Genomic DNA, 20,323 nt, shown 5'->3' with positions numbered 1-20,323 from the left:
CACCTCCGATAGGATTATGCAGCCTTGTCTATTCTCTTGGGCTACGGTTCCCATTATGTCCCTGCTACATTTTTCCGGCAATCATACTTTTTGGATGGTTCTGCATCCGGTTTGGTACAGCACAATTCAATAAAGTGCAAAGCCGGCAAAACATTACTATTGCCTGCCTGACAGGCGGCAACTATGATGCCGGAAGATTAAATTCTTTCATTATAATCACCTGGAGGTATGTTCAGTGAAGCATAAACTGTATTACGGTGCCGCATGGTATCCGGAGCTGTGGGGAGAAAAGGAGCGGCAGCAGGATTATCAGCTTATGAAGGAAGCCGGGATCAACCTGGTCCGTATGGGTGAGTTCATCTGGTCAGAGCTGGAGCCTGAGGAGAATCTTATTGATGTACGCCCGTTTGCCGAATATGTCCGGCTGCTGCATAACCACGGCATCGACACCATTATGTGTACACCAACCGCAACACCGCCTATATGGCTGACGCACGGACATCCCGAGCGGCTGTTCGTCAAGACAGACGGAGCGGTGATGAACCACGGGTCCAGACAGCATATCTGTACCAATAATCCGTACTTCCGGCAGCGGGCAGCCATTATTGCCGAACATCTGGCCCGGGAGCTGGGCGGGCTGCCGGGCCTTGTTGCCTGGCAGCTCGATAATGAATTCAAGGCGCATGTCGCCGAATGCATCTGCGGAACCTGCAGATTACTGTGGCATGAGTGGCTTGAGCAGCGCTACGGCAGCATTGACAGGCTGAATGACGCTTGGGGAACCGCTGTCTGGAGCCATACCTATCAGTCCTTTGAGCAGGTGCCGCAGCCTGTGGCTACCCCGTTCCTCCATAACTCCTCGCTCGTTACATTGTACAGGCTGTTCCATATGGAGAAGCTCGCTGAATTCGCAGCAGATCAGGCAAGTATTCTGCGCCGCTATTCGGATGCGCCTATCACCCACAATAGCAGCGTTGCTTTTCACGTGGATAATGAACAGCTGTTCAAGGAGCTGGATTTTGCTGCATATGACACCTATGCCTCCCAGGCCAACCGCCATGCTTATCTGCTGAACTGTGATCTATGGCGAAATTTCAAGCCCGGCCGGAATTTCTGGCTGCTTGAGACCAGCCCGGCATATGCCGGCTCTCTCACGAGTTACGGCCAGCCGCATCCGGACGGCTACCTCACAGCCGAAGCAGTGTCCGCGTATGCACTTGGAGCCGGGGCTTTCTGCTACTGGCTGTGGCGGCAGCAGCGCTCGGGCAGCGAGCAGACACACAGCTCGATTCTCAGCGCCTGGGGTGACCCGGCGCTCGGATACGATAATGTACGGGCCGCATCAAAGGCCCGGCTGGCAATCGAGCCGCATATGCTGGCTACCCGGCCGGTGCAGGCTGAGGTCGCAATAACCTATTCGGACCGGACCAAAGCTTATCTGGCTACCGAGCCGCACCGGAAGCTGAACTACCGCTCCCTGCTCGGTGACTTTTATAAACGGTTCGTGGACATGGGCATTCACCGCGATCTGGTGCCGGAAGGCGGCGAGCTCAGCGGCTACAAGCTGCTGTTCACTCCCTTCGTGCACTATCTGTCTCCTGAGTATTTGCGGAGAGCACTGGCGTTCACGGAGGCCGGCGGCATCTGGATCGCCGGCCCGCTGAGCGGCGGACGCACGGCCGAACACACCCTGCATACTGATGCTGCTCTGGGTGAGCTGGAACGGTATGCAGGCGTGCATACCAAATACGTCTACCCGATGGAGGGAACCGGCAGCATCGGGCAGGCTTTTGGCTTGTCCGCGCCGCTTTCCTTATGGAGCGCGGTGTTTGAGCCGCTGCCCGGCGGAGCTTCCGTGATCGGCGAGATTACGGAGGGCCGGACGCCTGGCCTTGCCTTTGCGACCGAGCAGCCGTATGGCCGGGGGGCCATCGTAATGCTCGGTTCGCTGCCGGCCGGCGAGGACGGCGATCAGCTGCTGCAGGCGCTGATCGGGCATTATGCCGGCCGGGCTGGTGTGACCGTGCGCAGCGATGTCACGCCAGGCACTGTGGTGTGCCCGCGGCGCGGCAGCAGCGGGGAGCTGTGGACCGTCGTGAACATGGACGGTCTCGGGGGCACTGTGACCCTGCCGCGCAGCGGGCAGGATGTCCTTGCCGGCCGGGCTGTGCCGGCCGGCCCGCTGATGCTGGAGCCGTATGAATACCGGCTCATTACGCTCAGGGAATAAGGACGCGGCGTTGCAGCGCGGACGTAATCATGGCAGGAGCTCCAGAATGAACATCACATGGCATGTTTGACAGTAACGCTTTAGCAGCAGCTCCTTGGCAACAGCCCTTAGCAGGAGCTGCCCGCAATAACATAGTGTTGTGCGCAAGCTTTTGAATCATCAGGCAACAAAAAAAAGCAGTATGCCGCCGGAATTAATTCCGCTGCATACTGCTTTTTGACTATTTTCAGTTACCGGTGATATGCTATCCGCTCAACCGGCTGTTGAAACTATGGCCTCCCTGAATCTCTGGCTGAAGCAGATTTCAGATGCCGATTATCACTTAACCTGGTTAGAATCACCCTGTCGATCATTCCCGCCAACTAACTAATCTTCTTCTACATAGCTGCACTCTGTACAATTAAAACAGCTGGTTTACCACAGAAAAGACATATAAGTGTATTCCATACAATTAAAATGTCCGCATAACCCCTCTTTAGGCCAATATGGGCAAAAATAGCTGCACAGAGTACACTTATATGGCGCGAAGGCAGCAATTTACCGTTTTTAATTGCACAAACTGCAACTAAACCTCACAGTTAGCAGTGCGTCCCATAACAACAGGCTGTACGTAGCTAAGCATTAGCTAAGCATTAGCTATTCATTACTCTACAATAACCTCGCAACAGTTCTACTGCTGCAAAGCTCTGCCGCATCACACTGTTCCGCTATTAATCCAAATCCGCACCATTCGAAGCAATCGCCTTTTGATACCAGTAAAAGCTCTTCTTTTTGAACCGGTCCAGCGTACCATTACCCTCATCATCCTGATCCACGTAGATCACACCGTAACGTTTGGACATCTCGGAGGTTGAGGCACTGATAATATCAATTGCCCCCCAGCTGGTATAGCCCATCACGTCAACGCCGTCCAAAACAGCTTCCTTCACTTGCGTGATGTGCTTGCGCAGATAGTCGATCCGGTAGTCATCGTTGATTGAACCGTCTTCTTCTACCTTATCTTTTGCCCCGAGACCATTCTCCACGACGAACAGCGGAAGCTGGTAACGGTCATATAGCTCCTTGAGCACAATTCGTAATCCAATCGGATCAAGCTGCCAGCCCCATTCGGTTACCTGCAGATTCGGGTTCTTCACCGTGCTGAACAGGTTACCGCCTGTCACACCGTATTTCTCAGGATCCACTGTTGAGATTAACGAAGTGTAGTAGCTGAAGGAGATAAAATCTACCGTGTGCTCACGCAGCAGCTGCTCGTCTCCCGGCTCAACCACGAGATTAATGTTATTTTCGGCAAAATACCGTTTCACAAACGGAGGATAACTGCCCCGTGCCTGCACATCGGTATGCAGCAGATTAAGCTGGTTGTCCACCTGCGCCTGATGTACATCCTCGGGACTGCTGGTTGCCGGATAATGAATCATGCGCGCCAGCATACAGCCGATCTGGAACTCCGGATTGATCTCGCGGCCCTTTTTCGTTGCCAGACTGCTGGCCACGAACTGGTGATGCAGCGCCTGATAAGACGCTTCACGGATATTATCCACGGTATCTTCAACCACACCGCCGCCGGTGAACGGTTCAATGACGGTTGTGTTAATCTCATTAAAGGTAAGCCAGTACTTAACCTTATCCTTATACCGGGTCATCACCGTCTCTGCATACTTTTCATAAAAAGCAATCACCTTGCGGTTTCTCCAGCCGCCATAGTTCAGCACCAGCGACATCGGCATTTCATAGTGGGACATAGTAACCAGCGGCTCAATCCCGTACTTATGCATCTCGTCGAACATATCGTCATAGAACTGCAGCCCTTTTTCGTTCGGCTCCGCATCATCACCATTCGGGAAAATCCGCGCCCAGTTAATCGACATCCGGAACACCTTGAAGCCCAGCTCGCCGAACAGAGCGATATCCTCCTTATAACGGTGGTAAAAATCAATCCCGTAGCGCTTCGGATACCCCTCAGCCGTAGTATGCTGCATCCCCCGCTGAATGGATTCGCTGGTAACATGCATCAGCTCTTTCAGATTGGTATAATCCTTTTTCTTAAAGTAAGGCACCATATCCGCAGTGGACAGCCCTTTGCCGTCAGCATCAAATGCTCCTTCCGCCTGATTGGCCGCGATGGCGCCGCCCCACAAAAAACCTTCCGGAAATCCTTGCTGTATGCTCAATGTGCTCATCTCCTTGGTTGTTATATAGATTGAACTATAAAGTGTAAATTTTAGGATTGGCCGTGACTCCAGAGTATTTTGGACTTCCGGCCGCTGTTGTCTGCAATTGTTTGGATTTAACGAGACAATTTCATAATTCAAAACCCTTGCTATACCTGGTTTTTTTGAGCATAGAAAAAGGAGTACCTCCCCAAGTTCTCGAAGTTATAGGCGACGAAACCAACACCCGAGAAGAAAAGAGGTAATCCCTATCTATTCTATTCGACAAGAAGAGCTGTTTTCCTTCGAGGAATTGCTCCAAATGCGCCCGGAAGATAAATACAGCCAAATCTTTGATCACTTAAACCTGGCTCCGGTCCTGCACGTCCTCCGGAAAAAGAACCACCGTGGGCGGCCACAGGAGCTAAACCTCCCTGCCATGATCTACTCGCTGCTCATCTCAAAAATGGAGGGCATTGAGTTTGTTTCTTCCTTGGTTAGGCGCCTTAAGCATAGCGAGGAATTTCGGGCGCAGTGCCGATTTACCGGCTCGAACCCTATTCCGAGCCTGGCTTCATACTCCCGTCTGATTTCTGCGCTTGAGCAAACGGGAATGCTTGAGCAACTGCAGGATACCTTGGTGCTGTCTGCCATGGAAGAGGGCTTTACTACGGGCACGCACCTTGCCGTTGACTCCTCCATTGTGGAGGCTTGGGATTGCCAATTCAGTGAATCTGCGTCGAAATGCCGAGCGGCCCGCCGTGCCAAAAAACCAAGCAAAGCTCCAGAAATCCAGCAACTGGAGTTCGAGAATGCCGAGCCAGAGCCTCAGCCAGCGAACGAACCGCTTAAAAAACCAGTCTACCGACGTGGGCGGGCTTCTGCGGAAGAAAAAGAGCGCCGGCGTCTGGAACGGGACGCTTATGAAGAGACCTTAGCGCCCTTTGAGAAAACGATTGAAGCGATGCTATCTTACACCTATAACGAGCTCCTGAGCACGATCCCCCGGCACGCTGCACGCTTTGACAAGAAAAATACAAAGGGCAGACTCACCAGTTACTACGGATTTAAGGCAAACGTACTGGTGGATGCGGATTCTCAGTATGTGCTAAGCGGTGTCTTTAGTTCGGCGAATCTGAATGACCAGCGGATGGCCGTCCTGCTCCTAAAGGGGCTACACCTGAAGTTTCCTGGGCTGAAGGTGAAGCATGTCTTGGGCGACAAAGGGTATGACAGTTCGGCCATTTACCGGTTGATTCATTCCTTAGGCGCTTTTCCTATTATTAAAATGATTCACCACAAAAAACCGCCTGAGGGGATGAACCAGGACTACACCCCTGTGTGCTCACAGGGACACGCCTACCGTTACGACAGTTTCGATGCTAAGTACGAAACGCTGCGTTACACCAAGCCTAACCAGTGCAAAGACTGTCCGTTTTCCGAATCCGGCTGCCAAAAAGTGTTTAAAATCCGAATCCAAACCGATTTGCGTAAGCATGCCAACCCAGCAAGAGGAAGCGAGAGCTTTACGCAACTGTACAAGAAACGAACGGCTGTAGAACGTGTTTTTGCCTATCTCAAAGAGTATTTTGGGATGAAACGCACGCGTCACCGCGGCGTCCGGGCAAGTGTCGATTTCCAGCTCAGCACATTGGCCTACAATTTGAGTAAGTTTGCGCTAGACAAGTTGAACAAGCAGTTAAGAAACTCCCAACAAGTGGCCTGATTTTTTTAAAAACAAACTCAGATTTTGGCCCAGTCTTGCTTTCCAGCAAACTGAATTATGAAATTGTCTCTTTAACTGCTACTATATAGATCGAACTGAAGAATTTTCCGTTTTGGGATTAGCCGTGGCTCCAGAGAATGTTTGGACTTCCGGCCGCTGTTGTCTGCAGATTTCTTCATTTAAACCGCTGCTCGCGGTGGAAATCCGCAGACAAAGGCGGACACCTCCGTTCCTCCAGTTCCAAAATTCCCCTCCGCCACTTTTCCCTTAACTTAATTTTCAAGTTCAATCTATATAGGCCGTAACATCCAAACACAAAGGCGGACGCTCCGCTCCTACAGTTCCAAAATCCCTTCCGCCACTTTTCCCTTAATTTAAGTTTTCAAGATCCATCTATATCATATTTTTTTGTAAAAAGTATTCTGCTTTTGCTGCGCCTGCAAATCCATCCCTGGTTAGTATTACAAAATTGATCTAATTGCCCGGGAAATCCCCGAATTAGGTACGGATTCATGTCGTCTACTGTCCAGTCTATTGAGACTTCACGCAGCATGGCTTAACGTCCAGCCTACAGCTCCGCTCGCAGCACCGGCTCACCAAAGCCAACCGGACCCAGCTTAATCGGCAGAATCTGTTTATAGTCAGCAGTGTTCGTAACAACCATCGCGGTTGTAATATCGTAATTCTGGGCAATCTGCTCCAGATCGAAGGTCAGCAGCTTGTCGCCAGCCTGCACCTGATCACCTGTTTGCACATGGGCTTCAAAGAACTGGCCGCGCAGCTTAACGGTGTTGATGCCGACGTGGATCAGCAGCTCCATGCCGCTCTCATCACGGATGACCATGGCATGTTTGGTTTTGAATACATTCATTACTGTACCGCTGACCGGAGATACCAGTTCGCCGACTGCCGGTACAAAAGCGATCCCTTTACCCATCAGCTCATCACCAAACGTAGGATCATTAACCTCTTTTAGAGGAATCGCCTTGCCGCTCATCGGTGCATAAGCCGTGCTGTCTGCAGTTGCGGACGCTGCTTCAATTTCTACTGCTGCCGGAGCCGCAGACTGCGGAGCCTCATTAGCCGGTTTGGCTGCAATATTGCCGGAAATCTGCGCAGCATCATCCGCTTCTTCCTGGAATCCAAGCAGTACTGTAACGACAGCGCCAACTACAAAGGCAATAACCATCCCGCCAAAAGCGTACCAGAATGTCTGGCCCACCAGTCCCGGAAGACCCGGAATACCGCCGTTGCCGGCAAGCGCATAGGCTTTGGCACCAAAGGCCAGCGCGAAGCCGCCTCCTGCCGCACTACCAATCATCGCGGCGATGAACGGCTTTTTGTATTTCATATTGACACCGTACATCGCCGGCTCAGTGACACCCATAAGCGCGGTGAAGCTGGTGGAGAGTGCTACGGATTTCAGCTTTTTATCTTTTGCCCGGAAGAATACGCCCAGAGTTGCTCCAGCCTGTCCCATATTCGAGATATAGGTCAGCGGCAGGAATTTGTCGAAGCCAAGTGTAGCCAGATTGCTGATGATAACCGGAACCAGCGCGTAGTGCATCCCCGTCATAATGATCAGGGCCATTGCCCCCCCGAGGACGATACCGGAGATCAGTCCGCCTTCATTCAGCAGCCAGTTGATGCCGCCGGACAGGCCGTCGCCGATAAAGGTTCCCAGCGGTCCGATCGCAATCAGCGTTACAGGAACCATAATAAGCAGCGAAATTAACGGAACAAGCAGTAATTTCAGTGATGGCGTGATGAAACGGTCTACCGTCTTTTCAACATAAGAGAGCAGCCATACGGCCAGCAGGATCGGAATAACCGATGAAGCGTAGGATACCGCAGTAACCGGGATGTTCAGAAAAGCAACCGGATTACCGCTCGACAATAATGCCCCCATATCCGGATACATTAATGCCGCACTTACTCCAACCGCAATAAACGGATTGCTGCCGAATTTCCGGGCTGCGCTGAAGGCGATCAGAATCGGCAGGAAGTAGAACACCCCATCACCGATGGCGGAGAGAATCCGGTACGTATCCGTTCCGGTTGTCAGCCATTCCAGTGTTACGAACAGGGCCAGCAGACCCTTGAGAATACCTGCAGCTGTGATAGCCGGCAGCATTGGCGCAAATACGCCCGCGATCGTTTCAAAAATCTTCAGGATGACGTTCTGTTTCTTTCCATCCTCTTTTTTAACGCTCTCACCACTCTGCTTAAGTGCCGGATAAGCCTTTACCATCTCATCGTAGACCTTCGGTACGTCGTTGCCGATGATGACCTGGAACTGCTCGCCCGAGATGTTGGTGCCCATGACCATATCCAGCTTTTTGAGCGCAGCCTGATCGGCCTTGCTGTTGTCTTTAAGCTCAAAACGCAGCCGGGTTACACAGTGGTAAACCGAATTCACATTGGACACCCCGCCCACGGACTGGACGATTTGCTGTGCTGTTTCCTGATGTTTCATCTTACTTCCCCCTATTTTTGGCATATAAAAAACCCGAACGAACACACCGTCTCCGCGCTTTACGCGTACCGTGCCTCATCCGGGTTTTGCCTGATTGAACAGTAACAAGCCCTTGGTTATTTACTTTTCATCAGCCGCTCCAGATGCAGCGTCAGGTAGAGCTGCTCGGAATGCGTCATGACATAATCATAGTTTTTGAGAATAAACGTTTCGATCTTGATGATACCTTTGAAGGTCTCCGGGTAATTCTTGCGGACAACCTCGTACAGATACTCCTCTGTGTCATCATGACTGGAGTGGGTAATGACACGCTGGCAGAAATATTTGAGATGCGTAATGAATCGGAAATAGTTAACGCTGTCCTCATCCAGATCCACACTGAAATGATATTTGATGATATTCATAATCTCCTGCAGCAGCTGCATCAGATGCGTCACATCGTTCATCGAATCATTGACTTCAGCATTAATGAAATGCAGGGCAATATTGCAAATTTCATCTTTTGGAAAATCAATTCCCAGCCGCTCCTTGAGAATCGTCAGCGCTTCCTTGGCCACATCGTACTCAGCCTTATAGAAGTGCTGCACCTCCCACGACAGCGGGTTACGGACAATCTGCTGCCGCTCCATCCGCTGTACGGCAAAATGAATATGATCGGACAGCGATACGTAAATCCCATCACTTATCTGCTTGTTCAGCTGCATGCGCGCCAGACTGACAATATCATCCGTAACCTGCAAAATTTCAATTGGCACCTCAGTAACAATCGCTTTAAAGCGCTCGTAGATGGAGGAATCCTGCAGACGGAAGATTTTTTCAATCCGCCCTTCGTCAATAGTGTCGCCTGCCTTGAACTGGAAACCGATACCCCGGCCGAGGATAAGCAGCTCCTGGTTCTTGTCATCAAGCGTACTGACGATATTGTTGTTAAAAATTTGTTTGATGATCACTATGAACCCACCTGTGTTTGAGGAATCAAAAAAGGGCAAAACAACAATGGCTATGATAGAATCATTTCCACTGTGGTTTTGCCCGCATTACCGGTAACAAGCCTCGGAAACAATTTAACACAAGCTGAAAACGGTGTCAACCATCCTTTCAAAAAAACAGTTACCTAATTTTAACCAGCCGCAGTCTGAACTATGCATCCGCCCTACATACTAAAAGTACAAATCCCACCCGATGATCAGCGCACTGAATAATACAGCTGACAGGCCGGACAGCATGTACATTGCTTTTCTCATTCTTCTGCTGTCCGAGTGCCGCAGCTTCAGGAGAAGTATTACTAGGTATCCGGCGGTCAGCAGACAATAGACAATATTTAATGCAAAATGAACATACAATCCGGTGTAGGTTGCGGTATTCATAGCCCGGAAAAACATAATGGTATTATTCAAAATATAAATGAGCCCCGCTATATTAACCCACATGTAAACCTTATCCAACCCAGTCACCCGTTTATGTGCTCTCTTAAAGCGGCAGATCAGCCAGCGGATACATTGATTGATAATTGCAAACAGAGTAATTGCTGTACCAAGCCCCAGGACAATAAGCGATATTCCGATGCTTTGTGCGGAGAAGCCGGTAAGCGGCAAGTAATCCGCGTACATATTTGAAAGCTTGATAATCTTCCCCTGATCATCTCTTATAAAATATTCGACACCCGACGAGTAAATCTTGGAGTAGGCATAAGGCGCAAACTGATTAGAGGGGTCATCATTCCAGCTTGATACCCGTGTATTAACAGGTTCAATATAGGCCAGATTGAGATATTCAAACATTTTGCCAAATCCGTGAACAACCCGGCGTGCGCGTATATAAGTACCTTCTACCTCTGAGCTGTCCGGCAGCTCGCCGTTGTAAGCTTCCGGAGTATAGGTGCCAAAGACTCTATCAACCAGCCCCTGGCAATGCTGCCATTCATTCTTCTGATTGGTCATCACGATGAATCCGAACCCGGAAACAGGATCGAACACAAAGTTACTAGAAAAAGCCAGTGTATTTCCGCCATGCTCCAGCGTACGGACTGCATGCTCATTCACAAAAAAACCGTGGGCAACTCTTGGCACATCAGTGCCTTCATACACCAGGCTTGGCGTCAGCATTTCCTTGAGTACTGTGTTACTGCGGAATAACGGACTATACTGGTCTCCCGGCGGCATTAGTGCGGTCATGAACTTTGCAGCATCTGCTGTGGTGCCGATAGCACCGCCTGCCGGATACATACCAAAATATATCCTGTTTTTCTTGATCAATTCCCGCTCAGCTGTGTATCCCTGAATCTTGCTTCTTGCAGCGGCAACAGCCGGATTATCCAGCTGCTTCGGATGAATCGAGGTAGCATCCATCTCCAGCACCTCAAAAATATACCTATTAACATATGTATAGAACGGCATTCCGCTCTGCAGCTCTACGATGTAAGCTGCTAGAGACGCACCGTAATTGGAATAAGCCAACACCGTACCTGGTTTATACACCTGCCGGGGTTCACCTCTCCGTAGCGCCTCTCTCAGGCCGGGTACATCATCTTCCTGCCTATAAAACAAACCGGTATACTGCTCCTGCCAGCCCGCATTATGATGCATCAGATTCAGCAGCGTGATGGGATCATCGTATTTCAGCTTCTTCAAAAAGCCCTCCGGCAGATACTCCCGTATATCCGTCTGCAGATCCAGCTTCCCCTGCTCTACCAGCTGCATGACACTCGTCCAGACCAGCAGCTTCGTGACAGAGCCCCATTCATACACCGAGTTCGTATCAGCGGCAGTATTGTATTCTACATCCGCTAAGCCGTAGGCTTTATTTAATATAATCTCCCCGTTCTTAACTATTGCAACAGATACCGCTCCAGTCGTCTCCATACGTGCAGGAGTCATATAAGAATCGATAACGGCTTCAAGCGAAGACAGCCTGATTCCGGAGGGAGTAACATCTGCGGCCGGAGCAACCGTTCCTTCTGCCGCAAAAGCGGGGACACCTGCAGACAAAAACAGGAGGACGACGGTTAGACAGATGAACAACGGCTTGTAAAATGCATAACGGATATATTTTCCCATGTACAGCCTCCTTGTATGAGGTTGAAAACCTAAAAGTACAAATCCCACCCGATAATCAGCCCACTGAACAGCACAGCTGACAGGCCGGACAGTATGTACATTGCTTTTCTCATTCTTCTGCTGTCCGAGCGCCGCAGCTTCAGGAGAAGTAATACTATGTATCCGGCGGTCAGCAGACAATAGAGAATGTTTATTATTAGATGAACTCTAATCGTAGCGTATGAAGTTAAGCCAATATTACGATAGGCCATAATAACAATATTCAGAACCAGAAGCAGACTGGAAGTATTGATTAATAGATGGTACTTTTCCAAGCCGGGTAACGATCCGGCCATTCTTTTGATTGTACGTCTACTGAAGTGTATCAATCCGTTAATAAGTGCAAACAGGGTATAGGTTATCCCAAGCACAAGAACAATCAGTGTAATTCTTACACTATATAAAGCAAGACCTGTCAGGCGAAAATAATCACTGCTTTGAATAGAAAGCTTTTCAACCTCACCCTGATCATTTCTTACAAAGTATTCATTGGCCGACCAGTATACCTTAGAGTAAGCATCAGGTGCAAATTGGCTGGAGGGCTGTTCATTCCAGTTATACTCGCGGTTATTTACAGCAACAATGTCCGCCGTATTAAAGTAGGCATACATCTTCCCGAAGCCGTGAACCGCCCGCCGTGCCGGAAGATAGGTCCCGGCGACCTCAGTAGTGTCCGGCAGCTTACCGCTGTAAGACTCCGGTCTATAGGTGCCAAAAACGCTGTCAACCAGCCCCGTAGTATATTGCCCTTCATTCTTCTGATTTGTCATCACGATGATCCCGAACCCGGAAACAGGATCAAACACAAAATTGCTTGTAAAAGCCGTCGTATTGCCCCCATGCTCCAGCGTGCGGACTGCGTGTTCGTTCACGAGAAATCCATGGGCAATTCTTGCCATATCAGTGCCTTCATACATCAGGCTTGGAGTCAGCATTTCCTGAAGTGTGGCATTATTCTGAAACAGCGGGCTCGTGCTGCCAGCCGGCGGGATAAGCGCGGCCATGAACTTTGCTGCATCTGCCGTTGTTCCGAGTGCAGCCCCTGCCGGATAAATACTGATAGGCAATTGATTCTGCCGTATCAGCTCTCGTTCTGATGAATAGCCCTGAATCCTGTCCCTTGCAATGCCGGCTGCCGGATTATCCTGCTGCATCGGATGAATGGAGGTATGCTCCATACCCAAAACATTAAAAATATGCTCATTAACATATGTATAAAACGGCTGGCTGCTCTGCAGCTCAACAATATAGCCTGCCAGCGCTGCACCGTAATTGGAGTAGGCTACTACTCTACCCGGTTTATAAGCCTGACGGGGTTCAAAGATCTGTAGCGCCTCAGCCAAATCAGGGACATCTTTTTCCTGTAAGAAATATAAACCTGTATATTGCTCCTGCCAGCCTGCATTATGATGCATCAGATTAAGCAGCGTAATCGGCTCATCATACTTAAGTTTCTTTAGGAAGCCTTCCGGCAGATACTCACGGATATCTGTCTGCAAATCCAGCTTTCCCTGCTCCACCAGCTGCATCACACTCGTCCAGACCAGCAGCTTCGTGACGGAGCCCCATTCAAACACCGTGTCCGTATCGGCGGCGACATTGTGCTCCACATCCGCTAAGCCGTAGGCTTTGTTTAATATAATCTTACCGCTCTTAACTATTGCAACAGATACCGCTCCAGTCGTCTCCATGCGTGCAGGAGTCATATAAGAATCAATAACGGTTTCCAGTGAAGATAGCCTGATTCCGGAAGGGCTCTCATCGTTAGCCGGCACCGCTCCTCCTTCTGCCGCATACGCAGGAACTCCGGCGGACAGCAGTAATAAAAGTGCCGTCAGACAAATAACCGGCGGCTTAAATAAGGTAAACCATCTTCTCAGGTTCATGTACAGCCTCCTTTTGTAACGCTGGTATTATAGTTAATTAATTCCATAAGTACGTATAACTTCTACTACGTTTCTACTGGAAATAGGGTGCAAATTTTTTCCTTTAATGGCCAGATGCACCTATGGTGCTGCAGTTATCGTTTTTCTGTCTGGCCTTCATCCTGCTTAAAGCAATTAGCCAGCTTGCACCAAGCTCTAACGGACTCCAGCGCTCTTATCTCTGCTGAATATTCCTTTTTGCCAGGCTAACGGACCCCAGTGCGCTTATTCACCGACTTTTGCTGACTTAATCCCCAATTTGGGAGCAATAAGGGCATTACGGTCCGTTAGATTATGAAAATGCTTCCCACACAGAAATTAAAAGCTGTACGGTCCGTTAGCAGCATTCGGATTGCGGACTGAACAAAAAAACCTGCCCCCGACAAGGGAGCAGGCCTTCTATCCAATACAAACCTTATTTCAAGCCCTTCCAGACCCAGCTTTCAACCTCCGGCAGGTCAATGCCTTCTTCGCGGATAAAGGCATTGTGCTTCTTGACCATGGCATCCATTTCAGCCGCGATGGCAGAATGCTCGGCAGACTCCGGCAGGCTCAGTACAGCTTCCTTCGTCAGATCGAAGCGGTCCATCTGGTTCAGCACGCGCATATCGAATGGAGTGGTGATGTCACCGTTCTCGCGGTAGCCGTGCGCATGCAGATTGTGATTGTGACGGTCGAAGAACAGATCCTTGATCAGGCCTTCATAGCCGTGGAAGGCGAAGATGACCGGTTTGTCTTTTGTGAAAAATTGATCAAACTCTTCGTCGGATAAGCCGCGCGGATCGAGCTTCCGGCTTCTCAGCTTCAGCAGGTCCACTACGTTGATATAACGGATTTTGAGCTCAGGCAATTTCTCATGCAGGATGGAGATGGCCGCCAGGGCTTCAATAGTTGGCTCTGTACCTGCGGAAGCAAAGACCACATCCGGTTCTCCGCCCTTGTCAGTGCTTGCCCAGTCGATAATCTTCAGCCCTTTATCAACCAGCTCCTGTGCCTCTGCTACACTGAACCATTGCGGACGCGGATGCTTGGAGGAGACGATCAGGTTGATCTTTTGACGGTCATTCAGCACGGTGTCGAATACAGCCAGCAGGGAGTTCGCATCCGCCGGCAGATATTCACGGATGAATTCCGGTTTCTTGTCAGCCAGATGGCCTAACAGGCCCGGGTCCTGATGAGTGTAGCCGTTATGGTCCTGCTGGAATACAGTCGAGGTTGCCACAACATTCAGGGACGGGATATCAGCACGCCAGCCCTGATCGGTTGCCTTGCGCAGCCATTTGAAGTGCTGGGTAATCATCGAATCCACCACACGCAGGAACGCTTCATAGCTGTGGAAGAAGCCGTGGCGTCCGGTCAGCACATAGCCTTCCAGTAAGCCTTCTGCCTGATGCTCCGACAACTGGGAGTCAATAACACGGCCGTAGGAAGCCAGGAATTCATCGTTTGGTTCAATAACCTGATCCAGCCATTGGCGTTTGGTCACTTCAAACACAGGTCCCAGACGGTTGGACATCGTTTCGTCCGGTCCGAAGATCCGGAAGTTGCGGTTAGGCTCATTACGCAGGACTACCTCTTTCAGGTATTTACCGAGAACGGCCATATCCTGTGCTACCACTTGACCCGGAACAGCATTGTCCAGCGCATAGTCGGCAAAGTCAGGCAGGTTCAGATCTTTGATCAGGTTGCCGGCATTGGTTACAGGATTCATACCCATACGTCTGTCGCCGGTAGGCAGGATTTCGGCAAGTTCAGCGTTCAGGCGGCCGTTCTCATCGAACAATTCTTCCGGTCTGTAGCTGTTCATCCAATCCAGCAGGGCTGGTGCATGCTTCATATTCTTCTGGTCCACCGGAATCGGCACCTGATGGGCACGGAACGAACCTGTATTAGGCACGCCATCCCACTGCGCAGGTCCAGTCCAGCCTTTAGGGGAACGGAAGACGAGCATCGGCCATACCGGACGGGTAAGGTCGTTATTTTCACGCGCATTTTTCTGGATAGCTGCAATTCTTTCAACGATAGTATCGAGGACCTTCGCCATTTCCGGGTGCATTTGTTCAGGGTCTTCGCCTTCAACGAAGAACGGCTCCCAGCCCATGCCTGTGAAGTAGGCGGTAATTTCTTCTTTCGATTGACGGGACAGGATGGTCGGGTTGCTGATCTTGAAGCCGTTCAAGTGCAGAATCGGCAGCACAGCGCCATCGGTTACAGGGTTGATGAAACGGTTGGAGAACCAGGAAGCAGCCAGCGGTCCGGTTTCTGCTTCGCCGTCTCCGACAACTACAGCCGAGATCAGGTCCGGGTTATCCAGAATAGCTCCAGCGCCGTGGGATAAGGAATAACCAAGCTCTCCGCCTTCATGAATTGATCCTGGAGTTTCTGGAGCAGCATGGGAAGCTACGCCGCCCGGGAACGAGAATTGCTTGAACAGTTTTTTGAGACCAGGGATATCCTGGGTAATTTCCGGGTAAATTTCGGTGTAGCTGCCATCCAGATAGGAGTTGGACACCATAACCTGGCCGCCGTGGCCCGGTCCTTCTATATAGAACATATTCAGATCATATTTGGTAATAACGCGGTTGAGGTGCGCATAAATGAAGTTCTGGCCGGGAATCGTTCCCCAGTGCCCGATCGGTTTGATTTTAACGTCAGCATCCTTCAAAGGTTCTCTTAACAACGGATTATCCTTCAAATACAGCTGCCCTACGGAAATATAGTTCGTTGCCCGCCAGTAAGCGTCCAGCTTCTCCAGATACGTTTTTGATGAGTAATCAACACCCATGGTCGATAATCCCATTTTCTCCACTCCCTAATTGATTGTATTTATTATTGCCAATCTTTTCTCTCTACAGGTACATCATACCTCTGATAAAAATAAATACAACCTTTTAGACAAGTGATACGGTCCAATTTTGTGAAATTTTGAACATAGTATGAAATGTGCAGGTAATTGTCTGGGAAAACGCTCTTCCGCTATGTCTTTCGCCAGTTTTTTACATTCACCGAATCCTAAAGGCTATTTGTTAGAGGATGATTACTGTTATGTTGATAACAAAAAGGCCCGGGAAAATTCCCGGACCTGCGCTTAAGTAACCGATACAAAGGTATTAAATTTCAGATATTTGTAGTGGAATCTCATATGGGAGAATTCAAGCGGAGTACCGTTATCAAGAAAGAAAATCCCCTCCATGATGCTGACAGGCTCATTCGGCGCCAGATTAAGCAGCTCCTGGTCACCCGGCTCGGACGGTTCTGCAAAAACAGACAGGAAAGATTTGGTCACCGCCAGATTACGCGAATCCTCCAGATAATTAAAGATCGAGCCTTCGATAATCGTCTGATTGAGGTCCTGAACAATTTTGATCGGGATATAACCGGTCTCAATCATGAACGGTTCATCGTCGAACAGACGGAGCCGGACGATCCGGTATACGAAATCATGGGGCCCGAGGAATAAATCCCGCTGCAGCTCTTTGGTTGGAGGGATGACCTCGAATTTCAGCACTTTGACTTTGGGCCTCGTGCCATGCATCTGGAAATTGTCGGTGACTCCCAGATTGGAGCCTTCATAATTAAAGATCGATTCATTTTTTATGTACAAGGGATTGATAAAGGTGCCTGAGCCCCGTTTTTTGAAAATAATGCCGACACTCTCCATCTTGGCGAGTGCGCGTTTGATTGAGCTGCGGCTGACCTCATACGTCTCACTAAGCGTACGTTCATCCGGCAGGCGCATATCCGGGTAGGCTCCGGCAAAAATTTTCATTTTGAGGTCATCAATAATCTGCTTGTAGACAAACTGTGTCATGAAGTACTCCCTTTCAGGTCTGCTGTCACTTCGTAAAGCTTACTGTTAACTATAGCATAAACAGCGCCTCTATCATACAGCCTCACCCGCTTAATCACAGCAAAAACCCGCAGCCGGAACTCTGCCGGCTGCGGGTTTGCTGTATCGCCATTCCATACGCTGCAGCTGCTCAGTGCACGCTTTGCGCTTCATCAAGCTGCTGCAGCTGCTCTATCTGATGCAGATGGTTGAGCAGCTGCTGATAATGATCGGCTTTTTGCTGGACAGCCATTACAAGCTTCTGGAACTGGTCGGAATCCTGTCCTGATTTCTCCAGAATACGCAGCAGGTCGCCGTTGATCTGCTCGACATCCTCCATGCTGCTCTCCTGTGACACCTGAATTTTCTCCAGATGCTCAAATACCTCTTCCTCCGCCTCCACAATCTCGTTCATAAATACGGTTGACTGGCTGATCCGCTCGGCCGTTTCGGCCATCGCCCTGGTACCATCAGCGGATTTGCTGTGCAGCTGCTCCATTACATCGGTCATTCCTGTGAGCGAGCCCATAATTTCTTTTACATGGCTGCGTGTGCTGTCGGCAAGCTTACGAATCTCACTTGAGACAACGGCAAAGCCGCGCCCATGTTCGCCCGCCCGGGCTGCTTCAATCGCCGCATTAAGCGATAGCAGATTCGTCTGCTCGGCGATTTCGGTAATGAATCTGGCAAGCTGTTCAATGCTGGTGAAATGCCGGCGCAGCTCTTCGTTCAATGTAACGAATTCCGTAAATACCGCCGATGCCTTCTGCATTTCGGCAGCAATCTGGAGGTTGGATTCCTTGGCAAATTCGATTTTGTTGGAGGAAAAGGACAGGCTGCCGTACATATCATTGATCAGATTCTCAGTCAGTCCGCTGTTCGCCTTCAGATGCTCCAGCAGCTGCTGGGTTCCGCCGACCTGCGTGATTAATTCCCCGCCACCCGCCCGCAGAGCTGCAAACTCCTCGACCATTCGTCCCTCCTGCTGAAGAATAGCCCCGGTTTCGCGGCGGATCTGCTCAGCCAAAGCATAGGCGTGAATACCGTAAGATACAGGTGCAGGTACAGCGGGTACAGGCGCGGAGTCAGCTTCAGTAACTGCTCCTGCAGGTATAGCGGCTTCCGGAATCATGATCTCATGATCTGAATATGATGTTTTCCAGAAAGAGCGCAGTTTATTAATCCATTCCATTATGATTCCCCCTATTCAACCAGCAGCAGTATCATTGTCTGGTTGGCATGCTTTTTATAATATTGCTCTCCGTAGCTGATGAAGCCTGTAGTGTTGCCGCAGAAGCTGAGCATCTTCTCATCGAACGCCGCCCACAAGTTATCTCTGGTGAACAGCTGGTCCCGCAAAGTACAGTTAATGTTGAGCACAAAGGAAGGCTTGTACGGGCTTGTCTCCAGAGTCTCTTCAAGCACCGCCAGCGGATCTGCCGAATTAAGCACCTCAACATAAGTACTGGACATAATCTGACTGTAAAAAGTGACGGACTGATCGGGATTCACTGTCATCGGGGAAGATATGATCAGATCATCGGCATACCTTTTACCCAGCGGATTGCTAAGGAAATGCCGGTCCAGCTCTCCTTCCGGAACGCCCAGCGCGCGAGCATATTCCGCAGAAGCCGGACGCCCGTTGAACGAATACACGGTTCTCGCGAACACATCAGCTTCTGTAACCAGCAGCGTATTGCCGGTCGGGACATAAATATTCTCTTTAACCAGTGTGGTGCGAACAGACATGTCGAAGAATACGCCAAGGTTCTGAACACGGCGGCTGCCTATGAAGATATAAGCCTCTCCGTTCTCATCATCCGCAGCACTTCCGCCAATAACCTTGAAATCCGGATCAACGAAGAACAGTGAGGAAAGAATCGTCTCCTCCATCCCCGCTGTTCCGTCACACAGCAGCAGCAGAAAGGCATTGGCGTTGTCCTTTACCTTAAGATAAGCGGCCTTCAGCCTGGCACTGCTCAGAACGGGCGGCTGCACAATTTCTGTAATCTCGGCGATAGAGGTATCATATTCAAAGCCGGTAACAACGCCGCTCCGGTAGCCCTCTGGTGTATACTCTCCTTTGGTCGAGCAGAGCAGAACACGCGGCGGAGCCAGCGGAGACAATTGCCTGACAGCAGCAGCTGAAGCAAACAGCACCAAGCCGCGGCTGTCACCCAGTACTTCCAGATGACGCTTGGCTTCGTCCAACGTGAGAAACGATAAAGCTTTCATTATGTATAACAACCTTTCTGTGCGGGAAGCTCCCTTATAAACTTTTCTAATAAACTTTTCTAAAAAATTAGTTTTAATTTTTGATTCTATCTTATGGTTAACCAAAGTATCTTACCTGTCTGTGAATAATGTCGCTTTTTGTTGCAGCAAGTCTGATTGATAACTGTCAGGAGCGCTGTTCACAAAGCTTCACAGGTTGAGCATACTCCCGCAAGCTAGTAATATGGACATACTATGGCGACAGCCTGGAACGATTCTACTATGTAAAAAGGAAGTGTAAAGCATGACCTACTCTCAACGTTCAGCACAGCCGGGCGCCTCATCCGATTATGCTTATTTGGAGTATCAAATCAGCCAGGCACAGGAAGCATTGGTACATGCGGAAAAAGACGGGGACGCGGAGCTTGCCGCCGCCATCCGGAAAAAGCTGGCCGGGCTGGAGGATGAGCTGGAGCAGCTTGAAGATTAAACTGACACCTGGAAAACTAGCAGAACAACGGGCAGACTAAGCTTGGGGCCCGCTAGGGAGAATAGGAAGTTACCCGGCTATATATAGAACGTCATTAAGAGACTAACAAACCGTCTCCTGTTCCTGCCTTAGGTAAAGCGTTGAGCAGCGGATGGATCTCCCTTGCCAAAGCTCTAACCTTAGTC

12 protein-coding genes are annotated in these 20,323 nt (G+C 50.0%); 3 read left to right on the top strand and 9 right to left on the bottom strand.

Annotation, left to right across the window (positions count from 1 at the left end):
- Positions 1 to 235 precede the first annotated feature (235 nt).
- Positions 236 to 2,230, top strand: a complete 1,995-nt coding sequence (locus R70331_RS08435) for a beta-galactosidase (protein ID WP_042174511.1) — start codon at positions 236 to 238, stop codon at positions 2,228 to 2,230.
- A gap of 710 nt (positions 2,231 to 2,940) precedes the next feature.
- Here the strand turns inward: R70331_RS08435 and R70331_RS08430 are convergent.
- On the bottom strand, positions 2,941 to 4,413 hold the full coding sequence (locus R70331_RS08430) for a glycoside hydrolase family 1 protein (RefSeq protein ID WP_042174509.1): 1,473 nt from the start codon (positions 4,411 to 4,413) through the stop codon (positions 2,941 to 2,943).
- Positions 4,414 to 4,705: 292 nt separating this feature from the next.
- Between R70331_RS08430 and R70331_RS08425 the strand changes: the two genes are divergently transcribed.
- The gene (locus R70331_RS08425; RefSeq protein ID WP_052418870.1) at positions 4,706 to 6,109 is read left to right on the top strand and encodes a transposase; all 1,404 of its coding nucleotides are present in this window, start codon (positions 4,706 to 4,708) and stop codon (positions 6,107 to 6,109) included.
- Between the two features lie 568 nt (positions 6,110 to 6,677).
- Here the strand turns inward: R70331_RS08425 and R70331_RS08420 are convergent.
- The 8 genes from R70331_RS08420 to R70331_RS08385 form a co-directional block, all read right to left on the bottom strand.
- Entirely contained in the window at positions 6,678 to 8,585 is a 1,908-nt protein-coding gene (locus tag R70331_RS08420) for a beta-glucoside-specific PTS transporter subunit IIABC (RefSeq protein ID WP_042174507.1), read from the bottom strand.
- Positions 8,586 to 8,701: 116 nt separating this feature from the next.
- Positions 8,702 to 9,535 carry a BglG family transcription antiterminator LicT gene (licT, locus tag R70331_RS08415; protein WP_042174505.1) on the bottom strand — a complete coding sequence of 278 codons (834 nt, stop codon included), beginning with the start codon at positions 9,533 to 9,535 and terminating at the stop codon, positions 8,702 to 8,704.
- 210 nt (positions 9,536 to 9,745) lie between these two features.
- On the bottom strand, positions 9,746 to 11,641 hold the full coding sequence (locus R70331_RS08410) for a serine hydrolase domain-containing protein (RefSeq protein ID WP_052418980.1): 1,896 nt from the start codon (positions 11,639 to 11,641) through the stop codon (positions 9,746 to 9,748).
- Between the two features lie 29 nt (positions 11,642 to 11,670).
- Positions 11,671 to 13,566: a serine hydrolase domain-containing protein gene (locus R70331_RS08405; RefSeq protein WP_052418979.1), complete on the bottom strand. Its 1,896-nt coding sequence runs from the start codon at positions 13,564 to 13,566 to the stop codon at positions 11,671 to 11,673.
- A 454-nt stretch (positions 13,567 to 14,020) separates the two neighbouring features.
- Positions 14,021 to 16,405 carry a phosphoketolase family protein gene (locus tag R70331_RS08400; RefSeq protein ID WP_197071406.1) on the bottom strand — a complete coding sequence of 795 codons (2,385 nt, stop codon included), beginning with the start codon at positions 16,403 to 16,405 and terminating at the stop codon, positions 14,021 to 14,023.
- A gap of 288 nt (positions 16,406 to 16,693) precedes the next feature.
- The gene (locus R70331_RS08395) at positions 16,694 to 17,416 is read right to left on the bottom strand and encodes a GntR family transcriptional regulator (protein ID WP_042174502.1); all 723 of its coding nucleotides are present in this window, start codon (positions 17,414 to 17,416) and stop codon (positions 16,694 to 16,696) included.
- A 169-nt stretch (positions 17,417 to 17,585) separates the two neighbouring features.
- Positions 17,586 to 18,626 carry a methyl-accepting chemotaxis protein gene (locus R70331_RS08390; protein WP_052418978.1) on the bottom strand — a complete coding sequence of 347 codons (1,041 nt, stop codon included), beginning with the start codon at positions 18,624 to 18,626 and terminating at the stop codon, positions 17,586 to 17,588.
- Between the two features lie 11 nt (positions 18,627 to 18,637).
- Complete coding sequence (locus tag R70331_RS08385) at positions 18,638 to 19,669, bottom strand: FIST signal transduction protein (RefSeq protein ID WP_042174500.1); 1,032 nt, start codon at positions 19,667 to 19,669, stop codon at positions 18,638 to 18,640.
- A gap of 283 nt (positions 19,670 to 19,952) precedes the next feature.
- Between R70331_RS08385 and R70331_RS08380 the strand changes: the two genes are divergently transcribed.
- A complete protein-coding gene (locus R70331_RS08380; protein WP_042174497.1) occupies positions 19,953 to 20,138 on the top strand; it encodes a hypothetical protein in 186 nt (61 codons plus the stop codon).
- The last annotated feature ends 185 nt before the right edge of the window (positions 20,139 to 20,323 follow it).

The organism is Paenibacillus sp. FSL R7-0331 (genome assembly GCF_000758645.1).
Classification (GTDB): domain Bacteria; phylum Bacillota; class Bacilli; order Paenibacillales; family Paenibacillaceae; genus Paenibacillus_AQ; species Paenibacillus_AQ camerounensis.
Note: the sequence above shows the minus strand (reverse complement) of the source record. Positions and strands in the feature narration are given on the sequence as shown.